The following is a 19,481-nucleotide window of genomic DNA, read 5'->3' on the forward strand; positions in this document are numbered from 1 at the left end:
TGCGCCCCCTTAAAATTTGACGTTGTACTCAACATACAGGTTGCGGCCATCCGTATCGTAGGGCGCGTTGCGTGAATAGATCAGGCCGCGGCTGGCCTGGAAACTCGCTTCTTCCGGATAGGTATCGAACAGATTGTCGATGCCCACCCGTAACGATTGCCCCGCAGTGATCCTGTAGCTGGCCGCCAGGTCGAAAAACTGCCGGGCGCCAAAGCGCTGGAAGATGTCGCCGGTGGCATTGCCGGAATTGTCGGTCCACGCGCCATAGTAGCGCACGCGGGCCAGGGTATTCCAGTTGCCCAGCTCGTAGTTGCCGCTGATGGTGGCTTTCTGGCGCGGCAACCGTTCCTCGAACACCTGGCGCTGCGCCGCATTGGTCACCAGGCTGGAGTTACCGCCGTCGACTTTGGTGGTGTTGTAGTTGTAGGCCAGGGTCAGGTTCAGCTTGCCGTCGCCGAAGCGGCTCAGGTGGCTGCCGACGATGTCGATGCCGCGCGTGGTGGTGTCGAAGTCGTTCGTGAAATAGCTGACCGAGGTGTAGCGCAGCGGATTGGCCACGCCGGCCGGCACGGCAAACGCGGCAGAGGTGCTGAAGCGGTCGCTGACCTTGATGTCATACACATCGACGGAGCCGGAAAAGCCTGCCGGCGTCTTCCAGGTCAACCCCAGCGACAGGTTTTTCGATTTTTCCGGCTTCAGGGCCTGCGCGCCCAGCAGCACCGCCAGCGGGTCGTTATTGGCCAGGCGGCCGCTGGTAAACAGCAGCAGGGTCTTGGTGTCGAGGCCCTGGCTGGTGCTGTTGGTGTTGGACTGGCCCGGCGTCGGCGCGCGAAAACCCGTCGAGTACGAGCCGCGCAGGGCAAGATTGTCGCTGAGCGCATAGCGCGCCGACAGCTTGCCGTTGACGGTGCCGCCGAACTCCGAGAAATGCTCGTAGCGGGCCGCGCCGCCCAGGCTCAGCGCCCGGGTCACCGGCACTTCCACATCGAGGTAGGCCGCAGAACTGTCCTGGCCCCAGCTGCCCGCCTGGCGGCTGCTGAAGCCGGGCGCGCCGTTGGCGTTGGCGTCCAGGCCAACCGCCGCGCCCGGCCCTACCGTCCACGACGCCGTGTCGCCGGCCGTCACGCCATAGGTTTCATTGCGCGCTTCCATGCCAAAGGCGATATTGACCGGTTGCGGCAGCGCGGCGATTGGCAATTCATAGTTGAAGTTGACATTGAGGATTTTTTCCGTCTGCGACAGCTGGCCCAGGTAAAAGGCCGTCGGGCTGCCTGGCCCCATCGACGCATTGATGGAATTGGCCAGGTGGTAGTCGATGCGGTTGCGGCCATACGAAGCGCTGGCATCCCAGCCCAGGCGATCGGTGACATGGCCGCGCACGCCGGCCACCAGTTGCACATCGTCCTGGTCATTCGAATAGCTGGGGCTGAAACCGAGCGGATACACGCTGCGCAGGTCCCAGCCCGGAAACAGCGTGCTGGTTTTATAGGCGCCGGTGCTGGTGTCGGGATTGCGCCAGTTGAAGTCGGACGTGCCGTCGCTGCGGCTGACCAGGCCAAAGCCGTACAGCTCGGCGGTGTCGGACAGCGCCATGCTGGCGTTGAAGCCGAGGCGCTTGCTGTCCAGTTCAGGCTGGCCCCAGCGCTGTACCGGGTTCGGCACCTTCAGTTCAGGATGAGCCTGCTGGAAAGCGATGGCGTCGGCGCGCTGGCGCGTGCGCGAGGTGGGGTCGGACTTGGCCAGCGCGCCGAAAATGCTGGCCTTGCCCGTCTCGCCAAAGGCAAAGCCCGTTTTCAGATTGAGTTCGTTGGCCTTGCCGTCGCCTTCCGAGTATTGCGAATGGTGCACGGAGACTTCCGTGCCGACCGTGTCGTCGAGAATGATATTGATCACGCCGGCAATCGCGTCCGAGCCGTACTGGGCCGAGGCGCCGTCGCGCAGCACCTCGATGCGCTTGATGGCCGACACGGGGATCTGCGCCAGGTCGGGCGCCTGCGCGCCGCGTGCTCCCAGCAATGCGCTGCGGTGAAAACGCTTGCCGTTGACCAGCACCAGCGTCTGGTCCGGCGACAGGCCGCGCAAGGTGGCGGGGCGTACGAACACCTGGCCGTCAGCCATCGGCAAACGCTGCACCACATAGGACGGCACCAGCTGCGCCAGCACATCGTTCAGGTCCGACGATTCCACGGCGGCGATATCTGCGCGGTTGAACACATCGACCGGCGCCATCGTGTCGAACTGGGTGCGGTTGCTGCCACGCGTGCCGGTGACGATCACCGCTTGCGCGGTGTCGACGGCATCATTGGCGGCGGCGGATGCATCGCCATGGGCTTGCGCCGGGCTGGCCAGTACGGCGTTCAGGGCGCACATCAGGGCCACGGCATGGGCGATGCGGGTACGGACAGGTGTCATGGGAGATTTTTCAAACAGGGTGAACGAGACAGGGCGGCGCTTTTGAAGCAGCCACATCATACGAAGCGAATATGTCCGCCGTATGACCTGCCGGCACCAAAAAAAGGCGCCAGCGGCGCCTTGCGGGGATGGGGATGGTGACGGCAAGCGTCAACCGCCCGCCACCACCATGCTCTCGATCAAAATGGAGCCGGTTTCCTTGGTGCCGCGGCGTAGCACATCGGCGCCGATGGCGACGATATGGCGCAGCATATCCTTCATGTTGCCGGCAATCGTGATCTCTTCCACCGGATATTGAATCACGCCGTTTTCCACCCAGAAGCCCGACGCGCCGCGCGAATAGTCGCCCGTCACGTAGTTCGTGCCCTGCCCCATCAGTTCCGTCACCAGCAGGCCCGTGCCGAGCTTTTTCAGCATGGCGACAAAGTCATCGGTGGGCCGCGTCAGGCTCGACGTCATATACAGGTTGTGCGAGCCGCCCGCGTTGCCCGTGGTCTGCATGCCCAGCTTGCGCGCCGTATAGGTCGACAGGAAATAGCCTTGCACCACGCCATCCCTGACCACCTCGCGGCTGACGGTTTTCACGCCCTCCTCGTCGAATGGCGCCGAACCGACGCCGCCGATCACATGCGGGTCTTCGAAGATCTGCACATGATCGGGCAACACTTGCGTGCCGAGTGCATCGTTGAGGAAAGTGGACTGGCGGTACAGCGCGCCGCCGGACGTTGCCTGCACATAGGTGCCCAGCAGGCCTGCGGCCAATGGCGCCTCGAACAGTACCGGGCAGGTGCGCGTGCCGAGCTTGCGCGCGTTCAGGCGCGACAGCGCGCGTTCGGCGGCGTAGCGGCCGATGGCTTCAGGGCTCGACATCCTGGCGGCATCGCGCACCGAACAATACCAGTCGTCGCGCTGCATGTTGGCGCCCTTGCCGGCAATCGGCGCCACCGACAGGGTATGGCGCGAAAACGGATAGCCGCCGATAAAGCCGCGCGAGTTGGCCGACACAAAGTGCGACTGCTGCACATGCACGCTGGCGCCTTCGCTGTTGGTGATGCGCGGATCGACGGCAAAGGCGGCCGCCTCGCCGCGCTGCGCCAGCACCACGGCTTCTTCGGTGGAAATGCGCCACGGGTAGAACAGCTGCAGGTCGCGCGGCGCCATTTCCAGCATGTCGGCGTCGGCCAGGCCCGCGCAATCGTCCTCGGCCGTGAAGCGGGCGATATTGCAGGCCGCGTCGACGGTGGCGCGCAGGGCCGCAGGTGAAAAATCGGAGGTGCTGGCATTACCGCGTTTTTTGCCGACAAATACGGTCACGCCCATGCCCTTGTCGCGGTTCTGCTCGATGGTCTCGATCTTGCCTTTTCGTACAGAAACGGACAGGCCGCCGCCTTCGCTCACTTCGACCGCCGCATCGCTGCCGCCCGCTGCGCGCGCAAAAGACAACACATCACGGGCAAGTTGCTGCAATTGCTCTTGACTATGGGTAAATACGGACTCGTTCATGTGCTGTTTTCTTCGGAGAGGCCCTAAAAAGGTTATCATAGCAGTCGTTTACAGTTTACAGGTGCGGCCAACGAGGCCAATCCCGCCTTATCATGCCAAATCCAAACCGGGGAGCTTGCGGCTTCCAATCGTCCGAATTCGAACAGGAATATGAACGTCCTTCGAAGTCGGAACTCAAGCGCCAGATGACCGTCCTGCAAAAGCTGGGCGAAGAATTAGTCAATGAAGCGCGCGACCGCGTCAAGCGCGTGCCGATGCCGGAAGACGTGCGCGACGCCATCCTCGAATGCCAGCTGATCAAGGATCACGAAGGCCGCCGCCGCCAGCTGCAATATGTCGGCAAGAAAATGCGCACCCTCGACGAAGACGAAGTGGCCGCCATCCAGCGCACCATCGACAGCTGGAAAGGCTTGTCGAAAGCCGACACGGCCGCCATGCACGCAATGGAACGCCGCCGCGACAAGCTGCTGACGGACGACAAGGCGCTGACGGTTTTGCTGTCGGAAAACCCGGAGCTCGACGTGCAGCACCTGCGCACCCTGATCCGCAATGCCCGCAAGGAGCAGGCCGAGAACAAGCCGCCGAAAGCCTACCGCGAAATCTTCCAGATCCTCAAGCAAATTGCCAAGAAGAACAATGGCGGCAAGGATGATGCGGATGAAGAGGGCGTTGACGCCGACGAAGACGAATAAGCGCTTGGGGCAGGTCCCCGGTGCAGCGCAAAAACCGGGATAATCCCGGTTTTCTTGTTTTTACGCTCCCCCACTCTTTTACAGGTGACCGATGGCAACCACTCTCGAAGACGAATTGATTATCGGCCTCGTGTCGATCTCGGACCGCGCCAGCGGCGGCGTGTATGAAGACCAGGGCATCCCCGCGCTGGAAAGCTGGCTGGCGGCCGCCCTGCGCACGCCTTACCGACTGGAAACGCGCTTGATCCCCGACGAACGCTCGCAGATTGAAAACACGCTGATCGACATGGTCGACCTCAACCATTGCCATTTGATCCTGACCACCGGCGGCACGGGACCGGCGCGGCGCGATGTGACGCCAGATGCAACCTTGTCGGTGGGCACGAAAGAGATGCCGGGCTTTGGCGAACAGATGCGCCAGATCAGCCTGCAATTCGTGCCGACGGCCATTTTGTCGCGCCAGGTGGCGGTGATCCGCGAAACGCCCGAGCGCGCCTGCCTGATCATGAATCTGCCGGGCCAGCCGAAAGCCATCAAGGAAACCCTGGAAGGCCTGAAGGATGCCGACGGCAAGCAACTGGTGAGCGGCATCTTTGCCGCCGTACCCTATTGCATCGACCTGATTGGTGGCCCGTACATGGAAACCGACCCGGCCGTATGCAAGGCCTTCCGTCCCAAATCGGCGCTGCGTCCGGCGCACACTATTGAAGAGGAAAAACCATGAGCACTTTGCTGGAAACTATCGAACTCGACAGCGCACCCGACACTACCGTCTCGATTATCTGGATGCACGGCCTGGGCGCCGACGGCAATGACTTCGTGCCGCTGGTCAAGGAACTCGACCTGCACGGCTGTCCCGCCATCCGCTTTATCTTCCCGAGCGCCGGCACCATGCCCGTCACCATCAACAACGGCTATGTGATGCGCGCCTGGTACGACATTGTGTCGAGCGATCTGGTGCGCCGCGAGGACGAAACCGGCCTGCGCGCCTCGCAGGCACAGATCGAAGCGCTGATCGCGCGCGAAAAAGCGCGCGGCATCCCCGCCAGCCGCATTATCCTGGCCGGCTTTTCGCAAGGCTGCGCCATGGCCTTGCAAACGGGCTTGCGCCATCCCGAACCATTGGCCGGCCTGATGTGCCTGTCCGGTTACCTGCCGCTGGCCGACAAGACGGCGGCCGAGCGCACCCCGGGCAGCCTGCAAACGCCGATCTTTATGGCGCACGGCACGGCCGACCCGGTGGTGCTGATCGCCCGCGCCGAACAGTCGCGCGATTTGCTGACCGGCATGGGCTACCAGCTGGAATGGCATACCTACCGCATGCAGCATTCGCTGTGCCAGGAAGAAATCGACGCGATCGGCGCCTGGCTGAAAAAAGTGCTGGGCTAAAACAAGACAGGCGCGGATTGCGCCGCGCCTGTTGCTTCACTTCCTGACGACGGCGACTTACCGGTTGGCCGTCGTTTTGTCGTTCCAGACCTTCAGCATGTCGGGCGATGCTTCGGAACGGATGCCGTTGTCGCTCAGCACCGCCTCGGTGGCCGCCAGCATCTCCTTGCGCGGCACCACGACGATTTCCGCATCGCGCTGCTCGAAGCGGAAGGTGACCATCTCATCGGGCAGGTCGCGCAGCAGGGTCACCATGTGCGCCAGGCTGCGCACCGGGATGCCATTGACGGAATACACGACCGAGAAGAAGCGGTTGCTGTAGCCATTCATCAGCTTGTGCGGGAAGAACGGCGCCGAGACCGCCACCAGTTCCTCGCGGTTGGCGTCGGGCGCATCGCCGCGCCGCGTGACGAGCGGATTGCCGGCAAAACTCATGCCTACCAGCATGGGCGCATTGGCGTTGGGGCCGGCCATGAATTCGGCCGTTACTCTTGAAAATACCATCGGGCCGAAGATGAAATACGATGGGTAGGCGCCTTCCAGGCCGGGCACCAGCATCGGGTGCGAGGCCGACACGGGCACGCTGACGTTCATGGCCGCGCCATGGCGCACCACGGTCAGGGGCAGCATGCCGTTTTTCGCCAGCTGCTGCACCCGGTACTGGAAGCGCACGCGGCTGTTGGCGGTCAGCTTGACCATGCCCTGGTTGTCGACAGGGTAGTCGCCAATTTTGGTGATGACATCGAATTCCTTGAGCGGATAAGCGGGGTCCTTGCTGGCCGGCGTCATCACGATGGCGCCCTCGACGCCCTTGTCGAGCTTGAGCATGCTGCGCAGGGCCGGATTTTCCAGCGTTTGCGTCACGTCGAACAGGGCCGGCTTGCCCTTGGGCGCGCCACTTTGCTGATCGCGCAGGAACAACTCGATCTCTTCGTTGGGAATGATGTAACCCATGTTTTGCGCATTGGTCACGGTGGCAAACGCCAGGCCGATCATCTTGTCGCCGGCAATCACGGCGCCGCCGCTGTTGCCGGGATTGATCGCCGCGTCGATCTGGATGCGCAGGCCCGAGACGGGATAATGGTAGCGCACGAACTCGATGCGCGAGACGATGCCCTTGGTAATCGACAGCGAGGTGCCGCCCAGCGGATAGCCATAGGCCAGCACGGCGTCGCGCACGTCGGGCAAGACATTGGCGCGCGGCATGGGTTTATGGGTATCGAAAAAACTGTCGTCATCGACCTTCAGCAAGGCCAGGTCCATGCCTTCGGAAATGGCCAGCACGGTGGCGGAAAGTTTATCGCCGGAACCATTGGCCTGGATCTGCACCTGGCTGGCATAACCGACCATATGGGCATTGGTGAGAATGCGGTGGCCATCGATCACCACGCCCGAACCCGTTACCGATTGCGGCGCCGCCTTGCTCCATGGCTTGTACGGATCGGGCCGGCGCAGGGTGGCGAACACCTTGACGACGGCATTTTCCAGCGCCGTGGCGTTGGCCGTGGAGGCGGTCTCGGCGGCCATCGAGCGCACCGCCATCAATGGAGAAAAAGAAAAGGCCAACGCCAGCAAGGCGCGGCCAATGAGGGACTGGAAAAGTCGAGTTTTCATGGTCAGTCAGACTATGGATGGTGGGAAATAAAGTATATATTGGGCAATATGCGCAAAAATTACAGTTTGTCCATCATCCAGGCCTGGCGACCTGAGGCCTGCTACGGCAGCGGCGGTACTTTCAATGGCGGCACGGCCGTCTGCGCAGCGTTCATCACCATGGCGAGAAAAGTGTAGTAGCCGTTGATGCCCATTAAATCCACCACGCCATGCTCGCCGAACAGCGCCAGCGCGCGCGCATAGGTGGCGTCGCTGACGCGCTTGTGCTGCTGCAACTCGATGCAGAAATCATGCACGGCCCGCTCGTCGTCCGGCAAGGTCTCAGGCGGGCGGCGCTGCGCGATGGCCTCGATGGCCGCTGGCGCAATGCCGCTTTGCGCCGCCAGCGGCGCATGGATCGCCCACTCGACCTGCTGGTCCCACTGGCGCGCCGTCACCAGGATGGCCAGTTCGGACAGCCGCGTGCCGATGGCGCTGCGGTAGCGCAAATATTCTCCCATGCGCTGCGCCGTTTCCATCAGTTCCGGGCTACGGATCAGCGGCACGAAGGGGCCGTACAGCGCCCCGCGCGGACCGTCTATGATCGCTTGCGCGGCCGCGCGCTGCTGCGCGTCGAGCTGGTCGACAGGCAGCAGCGGCAAACGGTCAAGGTCGAAACCCGGCATCAGGCGGTCCAGGCGATGACGTCCTGCTGCTGTTCGCCCAGGCCGGCGATGCCCAGGCGCATGGTGTCACCCTTTTTCAGGAAGCGCTGCGGCTTGCGGCCCTGGCCCACGCCCGGTGGGGTACCGGTGGCGATCACGTCGCCCGGTTCCAGGGTCATGAATTGCGACAGGTAGCTGACGATTTGCGCGACGGTAAAAATCATGGTTTGCGTGTTGCCGGTCTGCATGCGCTTGCCGTTCACTTCCAGGTACAGGTCCAGGTCCTGCGCATCGATCACTTCGTCGCGCGTGACCAGCCATGGGCCGACGGGGCCAAACGTGTCGCAGCCCTTGCCCTTGTCCCAGGTACCGCCCCGTTCCAGCTGGTAGGAGCGCTCGGATACATCGTTGACGACGCAGTAACCTGCCACGTGGCTGAGCGCGTCTTCTTCGCTCACGTATTGCGCGCGCGTGCCGATAATGACGCCCAGTTCCACTTCCCAGTCGGTCTTTTTGGAACCCTTGGGCAACACCACAGTGTCGTCCGGGCCGTTCAGGCAGGTGATCGCCTTCATGAAAACGATCGGTTCAGCCGGAATCGGCATGTTCGATTCGGCCGCGTGGTCGGCGTAGTTCAGGCCGATGCCGATGAACTTGCCAACCTTGGCCACCGGCACGCCGAAGCGTGGATTGCCGCGTACCAGCGGCAGCGTTTTTTCGTCGAGCCTGGCCAGCTTGCGCAGCGCCTTGTCGGACAGTTGCGCGCCATCGATATCGGCAATGATGCCGGAGAGGTCGCGCAGTTTGCCTTCTTCATCGATCAGGCCCGGTTTTTCCTTGCCGGGACGACCATAACGAACGAGTTTCATATTCTTCCTTGGAGTTGATCATTACCGCTGTGCCGGCCATCATTTTACCGGATGGCCCGGCACGCCTGTGGCGGTCGATGAAAAACCAGGCAAGTCCCGGCAGCTGCAAGGCCGCCAGCAGGCCGAATGCAAGCTGGTAAGCCTGGGGCGGATACTGGTACGCGGCATTGGTCGGCCAGCAGCCCAGCACCAGGCCGAAGCCGGCCTGCACCAGGAAGGCGCCGCTAAAGATCAACAGGTTCAGACAGGTGGTGGCGCGCCCCGTCATGCCAGGCGGCACGCTTTGCGCAACGATGGCGTATTCCAGCCCCGCCACCGTGCCCAGCAAGGCAAACAGCACCGACAGCAGCGGCAAGCCGGGCCGGAAATTGCTTGCCATGGCGAACTGCACCAGCACGAACAAAGCGACGCCCCAGGCCGCCACCTGCATGGGGGGCACGCCGCGCCGGCCCGCCCATTGCGTCAGCATGCCCGTGGCGATGGCGCCAAAGATGACGGCCGCCATGCCCAGGTAGAGCAGGTAGGCGACGGCCTCCTCCGGCAAGCCGCCCACGTCGGCCAGCCAACGCCCTATCCACAAGCCCTGCACGCCAAAGAATACGCTGTGCGGCAACAGCAGCAGGGCGATGGTGCGGCGAAAGGCGGGATCGCGGTAGACATCAAACATGCCGGCCTGGGGTTTGATCGCCGGCGCCACCGGCGGTGCCGGCGACAGCAAGCGGATCAACAGGCCCACCGCCAGCACGGCCAGCGCCAGGCCCTGGAACAGGCCGCGCCAGTCCGTGTAATCGAGGGCCAGCCTGACGGGCAAGGTGGCGCTGGCCGCACCCAGCCCGCCCACGGCGATCAGGTAGCCGTGCACGGACGGCAATCGCGCCGGCGCCACCGCGCCCGAAATGGCCTTGACGGCGGCCATGAAGCAGCCGCCGAGGCCGGCGCCCATCACGGCGCGCGCGCACAGCATCTCGACAAACCCCTGGCTGTGGCTGAACAGCCACACGCCCAGCGCCGCCACGCTCATCAATACCAGCTGCACCTTGCGCGGGCCATGGCGGTCCAGCGCCATACCGACAGGCAACTGTACCAGCGCGAACGCGAGGAAAAAAGCGCTGGTCAAGAGGCCCAGCTGCGTGGCGCTCAAGGGTACTAAAGCGAGCAGTTGCGTGGTCAGCACGGCATTGATTGCGCGCAGCAGGCACGACAGATAATGGCCGAGCGCGAACGGCAAAAACACCATGCAAAAGATGGCCCAGGGATGGCGCCCAGCGCTGGCGTCGACCGCCATCGTCAAGCCGCTTGCGCCAGCGCAATCACCTTGTGCGGCATCTGCGGCACCGGTTCATCGAGCTCGAAAAAGAATTTTTCCTGGTCAAACGCCGGTTGCAGATGGTCGATCCAGGTCGCGTGTTCATCGTATTTGGCATAGAAGGGCCGGCGCACCCAGTCGGGGTTGCGCGCTTGCAAGAACTGCAGGGCAAACAGTTTTTCGCCATGGATGCTGACTATGCCATCGACCACGATCTTGCCGGCAAAGGCGCTCATCGACGGCCCGCGCACCGTGCGCGACAGGCCCGAGACCTGCTGGTAGGCGGCCTGGAAAATCTCGTGCGCGCGCGCCAGGGGCAGCTCGAAATAGCCGCGCGGCCCCGTGTCGCGCTCGACAAACATATAGTACGGAATCGCGCCCAGCCGCGTGCCCGTCTGCCACAGTTCGGCCCAGCTGTTCGGGTCTTCATTGATATGGCGTATCAACGGCCCTTGCATGCGCAAGGTGGCCCCGGTGCCGACGATGCGCTTGACGGCCTGCCGCGCGATCTCCGGGCGCAGCTCCACCGCATGGTTGTAATGGCCCATGATGGCCAGATTCTTGCCGGACTGAACGATGCGCTCGAACAGGCGCAGCAAGTCGTCCGCATCGCGGTCGGAGACAAAGCGCTGCGGCCAATACGCAACCGACTTGGTGCCGATGCGAATGTTCTGGATATGTTCCAGCGCCGGGTCCAGCAGCGGCTCCAGGTAGGCCGCCAGTTGCCGCGTGTTCATGATCATCGGGTCGCCGCCCGTGAACAGCACGTCGGTCACTTCCGGGTGCCGTTTCAGATAGGCCACCAGTTCATGGGATTGACGCGCATCGAACTTCATGTCGTCCATGCCGACGAACTGTGGCCAGCGAAAACAGAAGGTGCAATAGGCGTGGCAGGTCTGACCGGCGCTGGGAAAGAACAGCACCGTCTGGCCGTACTTGTGCTGCAGGCCGCGCACCGGCACGCCGTCCATGGCCGGCACATTGTGCGTGAGCTGGCCGGCCGGATGCGGATTCATGCCCAGGCGGATAGTGCGTACACAGGCGTCGATGGCGGCCTGGTCCTGGCGCTCGATGACCAGCTCGCGCAAACGGGCGTACTGCTCGGGCGGCAGCATGTCGCGGTGCGGAAACACCAGCCGGTAGATGGGGTCGTCGGGAATATTGTTCCAGTCGATCAGCTGGTCGAGCACATATTCATTGGTGCGAAACGGCAGCACGGCCGAGACCACCTGCACCGCTTCGCGCTGCTCGGGCGGCAGCCATTCCCATTGCCGTGCCTGGCGGATGGACTGCCGCGTATAGGGTTTGAATTTGGCTGGCAGCAATTCGGTCGTCGTCGTGGACATGGCTTCTCCGTGGCAATGGGTTGGTGGCATTGAAAAACCCATCATAGTTCTTGCTTAAATGCACTAAATTGCACTACATCAACAACGTTTCCACCATCCTGTTGCGATCAATAAACCTGCATCTAGGCAAGAAAAAACTTGTGCTACCGCAATTTCATCGGACACCCCGCACAGTAAATTACGACCTGGCAACTCTCCCTCCCCCACCTAAGGACACATCATGAAACGTGTATTGAGCGGCACCGCGCTGTGCCTGCTGTTTGCTTGCGCCGGCCATGCCAGCGCCGCCGTCGAACCGACCGCCAGGGACGCCATTGCCATGGCGGAACGGGGCGCAGCCTTCATCAGGCAGCATGGCGAAAAAGAGATGATGAAAAAGCTCAGCGCCAAGGACCCCGAGTTCGTGCAGGGCGAGCTGTATGTGGACATGCGCGACATCAAGACCGGCATCGTGCTGGCGCACCCGATCAACCCGTCCATCGTCGGCAAGGACCTGACGGACGTGCCCGATGCGAACGGCAAAAAATACCGCCGTGAAATCATCGAACTGGCGCAGAAGCAGGGCAAGGGCTGGGTCGACTACCAGTATAAAAATCCCGTCAGCGGCAAGATCGAACCGAAGACCACCTATATTTTGCGCGTCAACGACGTGGTGCTCGAAGCGGGGATCTACAAGAAATAGACAACGGCGGGCCGGCCCTGCTGGCCTCGCTTCCATCCACAGGCAGGAGGACATATGCTCAACAAATTACGCATCGGCCCCAAGCTGTTGCTGGCGCCCGCCCTGGTGCTGCTGTTGCTGGTGCTCAGTTCGGCCAGCGCCTGGTACGGCATGGTGCGGCAAAATGCCTCGATGGAAAACATGGTGCAGGTGCGCATGGCGCACCTGAAGGCGGCGCTGGACGTGGCCGGTGACGTGCGCTATGCGCACAGCAATATGTACCAGCTGCTGTCGTGGACCAATGGCAGCTTCGCCAAGGCCCGCCTCGATGCGCTGGAAGGGCAGATCAAGCAGCGCCATGGCGATATCGCCCAGCAACTGAGCAGGCTGCGCGCCACCTCGAACGGCGCGGAGCTGGCGATGGTCGATGGCGCCAGCGGCGCTCTGGGCGCCTACCGCAAGGCAGTGCTGGAAACCATGGAAATGGCGCAGATGGATTTGTCGATCGCCGCCAATTCCATGGTCAAGGCGGAAACCCAGTTCGGTCAGCTCAACGCCCAGTTGATGAAGCTGGCAGCGCTGGAAACCACGCTTGGCGCCGCAGCGCATGCGGCGGCCGCCCGGCAATTCCACAACCTGGGCTGGACCTTGCTCACCACGGTGCTGCTGTCGATGTGCGCCTCGGTGGTGGTGACGATGCTGGTGCGCCGCGCCATGCTGCTGGAAATCCACGGCATCGCCGAGGCGGTGCGGCAACTGGCGGCGGGTAGCTTGCGGCCCGGCAAACCGAAGCAGGGCAGCGACGAGATCGCCGCCACCTCGCGCGTGCTGGACCAGTGCATCGCCAAGCTGAACCAGACCTTGTGCACCATTTCGTCGTCCGTGCAATCGATCGACATGGCCTCGCACGAGATCGCCACCGGCAATATGGACTTGTCGGCGCGCACGGAAATGCAAGCGAGCTCACTGGAACAGACGTCGAGCGCCATGGCCACCTTGACCGAAGCCGTCAACGACAATGCCGGCAACGCGCGCCGCGCCTGCGAACTGGCGGCGCAGGCGTCGCACCTGGCCGTGCAGGGTGGCGCGGCGATGCAGCAGGCGGTCGCCACCATGGCCAGCATTCGCGGCCATTCGCGCCAGATCGTCGACATTATCGGCGTCATCGACGCCCTGTCGTTCCAGACCAATATCCTGGCGCTGAACGCGGCGGTCGAGGCGGCCCGCGCCGGCGAACAGGGGCGCGGCTTTGCCGTGGTGGCGTCCGAAGTGCGCACCCTGGCGCACCGCTCGGCGCAAGCGGCGAAAGAGATCAAGACCCTGATCGCCACGTCGGTAGCCACCATCGACGGCGGCAGCGTGGCGGTGCAGCAGGCGGGCGACAGCATGGGCGCCATCGTCGCTTCGGTGCAGCAAGTCAACGACATCATCGAGCGCGTGGAGCAGGCCAGCGCCGAACAGGCGAGCGGCATTACAGAGGTGAATCTGGCGGTGGCGCAGATGGATAATGTAACCCAGCAAAATGCGGCGCTGGTGGAACAGGCGGCGGCAGCAGCGGCCAGCTTGCAGGAGCAGGCGGTGACCTTGTCGGCGGCGGTGGCCGTATTTACCCTGGACCAGCCGCAGGCGGCGTCAACCGCCGTGGCGGCAACGCAAGCCTTCCAGGCCCCCGCCAGCCATGCCGAGCGGCGCGCCGCACATAGTCCGCTGCGCGGCAAGAGTGCTCCGACGCGCCGGCGCAGCGCCTGACTTAGCTACACCACCCGCATCGGCTTGCTCAGGAATCGTGAGCCGGCTTCGACAAAGCGCCACGGCAGCGCCATGGCCCTGGAGATGCCGATGCGGGGACCGGCCAACACCGCCACAGCGTCTTCCCGGGCCAGCAGCACGAACGGCGGCGCGTCCAGCGCCACGCCGTTGTGCGCATGCGTGATGGCGAGCGCCTGGCAGAGCTTGCCCGGCCCGGAACACAGCAAGCGCTCGTCCTCGACGCCGCGCCGCGCGCGCATCGCGTCGAGCCCGTACAAAGGCTCGATGGCGCGTATCAGCACGCCGGCGCCATGGCCGGCTTCGCGGCAGACAAAATTGAGGCACCAGTGAAGGCCGTAGGAACGGTAGACATAGGCGTGTGCGGGTGGGCCGAACATGGCGGCGTTGCGCGGCGTCTGGCCGCCGAAGGTGTGCGAGGCGGGGTCCAGCCGGTCATACGCTTCGGTTTCCACGATGCGCCCGCCGATGCCGTCGAGCAGCACCGTCACGCCGATCAGCTGGCGCGCCACCAGACAGGAATCACGCGCGAAATCGATGTCTGCAAGAACACTTTTCATGCGCCAATTGTAGCCTGCGACACCGTGCGCAGGTTTCTTGAATAGCCGTAAAACTTGCGGCAACACTATCAAAATGCGGCGCCCGGCCGCCTGAAAATGCGCAATAGCGGAGGGCTAATTGAAAGAATGGGCGTTTTTTGCCATAATTTTAGGGCCGTTCTGAACTATTACTCATGATAAACAGCGATAATCGTTGGCGACGGAGCAACCAGCGATAGTGATGAAATGATGAAAGCAGCATTGAAAACGGCACAGCCGGCAAAGGCCGTGGAAGGCGATCCGGTCGAGGCATTGATGCGATCGATCCGGATTCCGCCGCGCCCCAGCCTGCTGGTCGATCTGCAGCGCGAACTGGCCGAACCCGATCCCTCGCCACGCAGGATCGCGCGCATTATCGGCGACGATGTCGGCATGTCGGGCGCATTGTTAAAACTGGCCAATTCGCCGTTCTATGGCGCGGCGCGCAAGGCCAAGTCGGTCGAGCAAGCCACCAATTTCCTGGGCATTAACCAGTGCAGCGCCCTGATGACGGGCTTGCTGGCACGCCAGGCGCTGGAAGCCGAAGGCGTGGAACTGAACAATTTCTGGGACGTGTCGGCCAAGCGCGCCCGCGCCGTGGTATTTACCTCGCGCAAGCTGCGCATCGCCCCGCCCGATATCGCCCACACCTTCGGCCTGTTCTGCGATATCGGCGTGCCGCTGCTGATGAAGCGCTTTCCCGACTACGTGAACACTTATGCGGCAGCCGCCAACGATGCGCACAACAGTTTTACGGCGGTGGAAGACGCGCGCCACCAGACCAACCATGCGGCCATCGGCTGCCTGCTGGCGCGCAACTGGGGCCTGTCGTCGGATGTCGCCTGGGCCATCCTGCACCACCACGACTACAGCGTGCTGGGCGACCCGTCCACCGACGACGCCATCCGCTCGCTGATCGCGCTGTCGCTGCTGGCCGAAAAAGGCATACAGCGCTACCATGGCAACAGCAGCTCTCTCGAATGGGACAAGGGCGGCGAACTGGCCTGCCAGCACCTGGGCCTGTCGGCCGAGGAAACGGCCGACCTGCTCGACGAACTGCATGAAATGTTCGGCACCGACGAGTAAAGCCGTCACCGTGTATCATCGCGACGGGCGCCAGGTTGCTGACCTTGGCGCCCTTTTCAATTTCACTTCAATTCACATACTCACTCACCATGCCCAAGAACAAGCGCCCTGCCCCTCGCAAATCGTCCAACTCGCCCGAAGACAAGGATGAAGCCGTCGCGCGGATGCTGAGCACGATGGCGCTGAACCTGGCGGAACAGGAAGACAGCGAATCGCAGGGTACGGTGCTGGCCGAACAGGCCATCGAATTCGGCCGCCTGATCCGCAAAAGCCTGAACCAGAAAAAAGACGAAGTGCTGTACGACGCCATCGAACGGGCGAAATACGAGGACGTGGGCGCGTATCAATACCTGCGTGGACAGATCGAGGAAGCCTCGTCGGTGGTGGTGATCCGCCGCGACAATGCGCCGGCCATGGAAATCAACGCCTTCGTGGTGCCGCTGCTGGTGCAAAGCACGGGCGGCCTGCAGGAAGCGGATGGTTTCCAGGACCAGGACGCATTCGAGGCGCTGGTGAAAAGTTTCCAGGAATCGGAGCTGGAAAGCGCCAGGGCCAAGGTCGTGCTGATGAGCCACGCCTACGACCTCGACGAAATCGACCGCATCACCTACAGCCATTTGCATGAAATGGTGCGCGACGCCTACACCTCGATGACGGACAAGAAAATCGTCATCGCCGCCGGCCTCGAGCGCAGCATCGCCGGCTGGAGCGCCACCGAATTCGGCGCCGACGACACCGCCGTCGAACTGCGTTTTTTACTGGGCTTTGCCCTCAAGCGCGTCGACGACCCCTTCTATGTGGAACCGAAAGACGAAGCGGCGCTCGACGCCTGGTTCGACGCCCGCATGGAGCGCTACCAGCAATGGACGGCCAAAGTGGGCGACCTGGTCAAGCGCTGCCTGGCGCCGGCCGGCAAGTCACTGGAAGTGAGTTTCCTGTACCAGGATCTGTTCCATGGCGGCAAGGAACAAGGCCTGGCCGAATACGCGATGCTGCAAATGATGTCGGGCATCAATCACGCGCTGGCGGAAAACAATCTCGACGCCGACGACGTGTCGGCGGTGGTCGGTCCGGCCGACGCGCATGGCGACATGCTGCTGCGCGTGAACGTATACACCGCCAGCGGTGCAGTATTGCACAGCGCCGACAAGCCGCTGGACCTGGCGGCCGACCTGCAGGACGAAGTCAACGATGTGTGCGATGCGCTGGCCATGATCGGCGTGACGAACTTGTCGGTGGCGCTGAAATTCGATGGCCAGGGACAGGCGATGGAAGTGCACGCTTACTCGCCGGCTTGAGATCAGAAAAACAAAAAGGCGAGCATGGCTCGCCTTTTTCGCTTGGGGCGTTCTTTTTCAGACGCGGGCTGTCAGCACCGCCAGCAGCGTCAGGACAAAACCGATCACGCCCGCACCGACAGCCATATTCGACAGCGTCGTACGCGCTTTTTCAGGCGTGTCAAGGTGTTCGCCCATCCAGGCTTTCAGGGTTGTCATGGTGCGCTCCATCGCGTGGTCTATATGAACTCTATATGAACTGTATAGGGCGCGGAAGTTATGCTTGTAACGTCTGCACTCCAACCGTACCATAATGGACCAATCCATACAACAGCGCACTTGCGGCGGTCAAGCCAACCGACTTGATCATGATTTCAAAATGTTTCATCCAGACAATGCCGGCTGGCTTCGGATAGGTCACTGGCAGCATTGTTCCCACCGCAGCGATCGCGCTGGAAGCGCACAGGAAGGCGATCGCCGCGCCGATGGCATAGCCGGCACCGACCCAGCCGAGTTGGCCATCCTTGATCATTTGGATAACTTTGGGTGCGCTCGGAAAGGCAAAGCCCTTGAGTGCCCAATAAAATAAAAAGGGCGTGAAGATCGGCAGCAAGAGCGAGATGATTATCCAACCCAAAATATCCCCCCGAAACAGCTTAGTTGGATTATATCGAAACGTCCACAGCCCCCATACAATTGCGGTGGGCAAGCTGCAGGCAGAGATAGCCCCGTCTACGATATTGTTTACTATCAGTAGACGCAAGAGAGGTTCTCAATCCTGTCCACCCCGCCCCTCCAGCCTGAACAGCCTCACCAGTTCCGCCAACTGCCGCGCCTGCTCCTGCATGGCCTGCGCGGCGGCGGCCGCCTGTTCGACCAGGGCCGCGTTCTGCTGGGTCACGTCGTCCATGCCGATAATCGCCTGGTTGACCTGCGCGATGCCCGTGCTCTGCTCGTGGGTGGCGCTGCTGATGTCGTGCATATAGGCGCTGACCTTGGCGATGCCTGCCACCACATGCTGCATCGCCTCGCCGGCCTGGCTGGCCAGTACGCTGCCCTGCGCCACCTGGCTGCCCGAGACGCCGATCAGGTCCTTGATTTCCTTGGCAGCCGCGCTTGACCGTTGCGCCAGGTTGCGCACTTCACCGGCCACCACGGCAAAGCCGCGTCCCTGTTCGCCGGCGCGCGCCGCCTCGACGGCGGCGTTCAGGGCCAGGATATTGGTCTGGAAGGCGATCGCGTCGATCAGGCCGGTGATGTCGGCGATCCGGCTCGAGGACTGGCCGATGGCGTCCATGGTGTCGACCATGCGCGCCACCACCGCGCCGCCCTGCTCGGCCAGCCGCGTGGCCTCCAGGGCCAGGCTGCTGGCCTGGCGCGCATTGCCCGCGTTCTGGCTGACGGTGCCGGTCAGCTCTTCCATCGAGGCGGCCGTCTGTTCAAGCGCGCTGGCCTGCGCTTCGGTGCGCGCCGACAGGTCCAGGTTGCCCTGGGCGATTTCCTGCGAGGCGCCGGCGATCGCCGCCGCATTGCCCTGGACCTGGCGCACGGTGGCGGCCAGGTCCTGCTGCATGCGGGCAATGCTGTGCAGCAGGCTGCCATCGTCGCCACGCCGCAAGATGACGGGTACCGACAGGTCGCGCCCGGCGATGCGGCGCGTGACCTCACCCGCGTAGGCCGGCTCGCCACCGAGCACGCCCAGCACGCGGCGGATGACCTGCCAGCCCAGGGCCAGCATCACGGCCAGGGCGGCCAGGAAAAACCACAGGAACTGCAGCGCCGCCTGCCAGAAGGCGCGATCGATATCGTCGCCGAAAAAGCCCGTGCCTATCCACCAGCCCCAGGGCTTGAAGGCGATAATGCCGTTGAGCTTGGCCACCAGTTGGCCGTCGCGCCGGCTTTTGACCGACACCAGCCCCACTTCGCTGTTGGCCAGCGCCTCGATATAGGCTTGCGCATCGGGCCGGCCGTCCATGGTTTCGCCCTGGGCGATCACGCCGATATTTTTTGGATTCGGGTGCACCAGGTTCAGGCCGTCGGGCAGGCGCACCCAGTAATAACTCTTGCCTTCGTTATTGAGGTGGGTCAGCGCGGCCTTGGCGGCGGCTTGCGCCTGCTCACGCGTCAGGCGCCCATCGAGTTCCTGGGCATGATACGAGGCGACCAGGTGTTCGCCCATCTTGAGCATATTGACGATCTGCGCTTCGCGGTCATGCAGCATGGCTGCATGCAGGGTGCGCAGGCTGTAGGCGCCCAGCATGGCCATGGCCAGCAAGGCGGCGCCGACCAGCAGGATCAGGCGGTGTGACACTTTCATGATGTTCCTTCAAAACGGCC

18 protein-coding genes are annotated in these 19,481 nt (G+C 63.0%); 7 read left to right on the forward strand and 11 right to left on the reverse strand.

The window, feature by feature from the left end; translation table 11 throughout:
• Nucleotides 1-9 precede the first annotated feature (9 nt).
• Both CD932_RS07335 and pmbA read right to left on the reverse strand, forming a co-directional pair.
• A complete protein-coding gene (locus tag CD932_RS07335) occupies nucleotides 10-2,412 on the reverse strand; it encodes a TonB-dependent siderophore receptor (protein WP_217907241.1) in 2,403 nt (800 codons plus the stop codon).
• Between the two features lie 150 nt (nucleotides 2,413-2,562).
• Nucleotides 2,563-3,915 carry a metalloprotease PmbA gene (gene pmbA / locus CD932_RS07340; protein WP_094442061.1) on the reverse strand — a complete coding sequence of 451 codons (1,353 nt, stop codon included), beginning with the start codon at nucleotides 3,913-3,915 and terminating at the stop codon, nucleotides 2,563-2,565.
• A gap of 92 nt (nucleotides 3,916-4,007) precedes the next feature.
• Here pmbA and yjgA point away from each other — a divergent pair, with 92 nt between their 5' ends.
• From yjgA to CD932_RS07355, 3 genes are all read left to right on the forward strand, one after another.
• Nucleotides 4,008-4,607, forward strand: a complete 600-nt coding sequence (gene yjgA / locus CD932_RS07345) for a ribosome biogenesis factor YjgA (RefSeq protein ID WP_094442062.1) — start codon at nucleotides 4,008-4,010, stop codon at nucleotides 4,605-4,607.
• 91 nt (nucleotides 4,608-4,698) lie between these two features.
• Nucleotides 4,699-5,331 carry a molybdopterin adenylyltransferase gene (mog, locus tag CD932_RS07350; protein WP_094442063.1) on the forward strand — a complete coding sequence of 211 codons (633 nt, stop codon included), beginning with the start codon at nucleotides 4,699-4,701 and terminating at the stop codon, nucleotides 5,329-5,331.
• The gene (locus CD932_RS07355) at nucleotides 5,328-5,996 is read left to right on the forward strand and encodes an alpha/beta hydrolase (protein WP_094442064.1); all 669 of its coding nucleotides are present in this window, start codon (nucleotides 5,328-5,330) and stop codon (nucleotides 5,994-5,996) included. The genes mog and CD932_RS07355 overlap by 4 nt, the downstream gene beginning before the upstream one ends.
• Before the next feature lie 57 nt (nucleotides 5,997-6,053).
• Here CD932_RS07355 and CD932_RS07360 read toward each other — a convergent pair whose 3' ends face one another.
• The 5 genes from CD932_RS07360 to CD932_RS07380 all read right to left on the reverse strand — a co-directional run bounded on the left by CD932_RS07360 (nucleotide 6,054) and on the right by CD932_RS07380 (nucleotide 11,775).
• Nucleotides 6,054-7,610, reverse strand: coding sequence for a S1C family serine protease (locus tag CD932_RS07360; RefSeq protein WP_094442065.1), 1,557 nt, complete (start codon nucleotides 7,608-7,610; stop codon nucleotides 6,054-6,056).
• Between the two features lie 101 nt (nucleotides 7,611-7,711).
• On the reverse strand, nucleotides 7,712-8,275 hold the full coding sequence (locus tag CD932_RS07365; protein WP_094442066.1) for a carboxymuconolactone decarboxylase family protein: 564 nt from the start codon (nucleotides 8,273-8,275) through the stop codon (nucleotides 7,712-7,714).
• Nucleotides 8,275-9,123, reverse strand: a complete 849-nt coding sequence (locus CD932_RS07370; RefSeq protein WP_094442067.1) for a fumarylacetoacetate hydrolase family protein — start codon at nucleotides 9,121-9,123, stop codon at nucleotides 8,275-8,277. The genes CD932_RS07365 and CD932_RS07370 overlap by 1 nt, the downstream gene beginning before the upstream one ends.
• Nucleotides 9,068-10,408 (reverse strand): nitrate/nitrite transporter, encoded by a 1,341-nt coding sequence (locus CD932_RS07375; protein WP_094442068.1) that lies wholly within the window; start codon nucleotides 10,406-10,408, stop codon nucleotides 9,068-9,070. The genes CD932_RS07370 and CD932_RS07375 overlap by 56 nt, the downstream gene beginning before the upstream one ends.
• A 2-nt stretch (nucleotides 10,409-10,410) precedes the next feature.
• On the reverse strand, nucleotides 10,411-11,775 hold the full coding sequence (locus CD932_RS07380) for a KamA family radical SAM protein (RefSeq protein WP_094442069.1): 1,365 nt from the start codon (nucleotides 11,773-11,775) through the stop codon (nucleotides 10,411-10,413).
• A 220-nt stretch (nucleotides 11,776-11,995) separates the two neighbouring features.
• On the opposite strand from CD932_RS07380, the gene CD932_RS07385 reads away from it, so the two are divergent.
• Nucleotides 11,996-12,457, forward strand: coding sequence for a cache domain-containing protein (locus CD932_RS07385; protein WP_094442070.1), 462 nt, complete (start codon nucleotides 11,996-11,998; stop codon nucleotides 12,455-12,457).
• Between the two features lie 54 nt (nucleotides 12,458-12,511).
• Complete coding sequence (locus CD932_RS07390; protein ID WP_094442071.1) at nucleotides 12,512-14,185, forward strand: methyl-accepting chemotaxis protein; 1,674 nt, start codon at nucleotides 12,512-12,514, stop codon at nucleotides 14,183-14,185.
• A gap of 5 nt (nucleotides 14,186-14,190) precedes the next feature.
• On the opposite strand, the gene CD932_RS07395 is transcribed toward CD932_RS07390, so the two are convergent.
• Nucleotides 14,191-14,763, reverse strand: coding sequence for a DNA-3-methyladenine glycosylase (locus tag CD932_RS07395; RefSeq protein ID WP_094442072.1), 573 nt, complete (start codon nucleotides 14,761-14,763; stop codon nucleotides 14,191-14,193).
• 225 nt (nucleotides 14,764-14,988) lie between these two features.
• Between CD932_RS07395 and CD932_RS07400 the strand changes: the two genes are divergently transcribed.
• Together CD932_RS07400 and CD932_RS07405 are read left to right on the forward strand one after the other, a co-directional pair.
• Nucleotides 14,989-15,867 (forward strand): HDOD domain-containing protein, encoded by an 879-nt coding sequence (locus CD932_RS07400; protein ID WP_094442073.1) that lies wholly within the window; start codon nucleotides 14,989-14,991, stop codon nucleotides 15,865-15,867.
• Between the two features lie 89 nt (nucleotides 15,868-15,956).
• A complete protein-coding gene (locus CD932_RS07405; RefSeq protein WP_094442074.1) occupies nucleotides 15,957-17,165 on the forward strand; it encodes a hypothetical protein in 1,209 nt (402 codons plus the stop codon).
• Nucleotides 17,166-17,222: 57 nt separating this feature from the next.
• On the opposite strand, the gene CD932_RS28735 is transcribed toward CD932_RS07405, so the two are convergent.
• The 3 genes from CD932_RS28735 to CD932_RS07415 are packed head-to-tail and all read right to left on the reverse strand — an operon-like array spanning nucleotide 17,223 to nucleotide 19,461.
• Nucleotides 17,223-17,363 (reverse strand): hypothetical protein, encoded by a 141-nt coding sequence (locus CD932_RS28735; protein ID WP_176460908.1) that lies wholly within the window; start codon nucleotides 17,361-17,363, stop codon nucleotides 17,223-17,225.
• A 58-nt stretch (nucleotides 17,364-17,421) separates the two neighbouring features.
• A complete protein-coding gene (locus CD932_RS07410) occupies nucleotides 17,422-17,907 on the reverse strand; it encodes a hypothetical protein (protein WP_141213201.1) in 486 nt (161 codons plus the stop codon).
• 9 nt (nucleotides 17,908-17,916) lie between these two features.
• Nucleotides 17,917-19,461 carry a methyl-accepting chemotaxis protein gene (locus CD932_RS07415; protein ID WP_094442076.1) on the reverse strand — a complete coding sequence of 515 codons (1,545 nt, stop codon included), beginning with the start codon at nucleotides 19,459-19,461 and terminating at the stop codon, nucleotides 17,917-17,919.
• Nucleotides 19,462-19,481 lie beyond the last annotated feature (20 nt).

The sequence above is a fragment of the Janthinobacterium sp. PC23-8 genome, from assembly GCF_002250505.1.
Taxonomy (GTDB): Bacteria; Pseudomonadota; Gammaproteobacteria; order Burkholderiales; family Burkholderiaceae_D; genus Janthinobacterium.